The organism is Oleiphilus sp. HI0132 (genome assembly GCF_001635845.1).
Genome location: NZ_LWGJ01000763.1, coordinates 1 through 285, shown reverse-complemented (window position 1 = coordinate 285; position 285 = coordinate 1). Strand labels below are relative to the sequence as shown.

At 46.7% G+C, this 285-nt stretch carries 1 protein-coding gene; it reads left to right on the top strand.

The annotated features are described in order from the left end of the window. Window positions 1-285: endonuclease/exonuclease/phosphatase family protein (locus tag A3766_RS30800; RefSeq protein ID WP_197479462.1), on the top strand; the 285-nt coding region annotated here is incomplete at both ends.

The following is a 285-nucleotide window of genomic DNA, read 5'->3' as shown; positions in this document are numbered from 1 at the left end:
CAGACGTTCCAGTGATATTGGTAGGCGATTTTAATAGTAGCCCAGAAGACCAGCCATTTGAGTCTGCTTTCGGTTTAGGTACTTTGATCCCACCTTACCTACAAGCAGTGGGTAAGGGATACCACGATCTATGGTTGTCAAAGAAGAAGCCACGTGACGTCTATACCTGTTGTTTCTCTGCTGATGTGTCGGATGAAGACGCGCAGTTATACCAGCGTATCGACCACATCTTTTTCGAACCCAAAGCACGTGAGATCACTAAGCTGAAAGCCAAAGTGTTGGGTG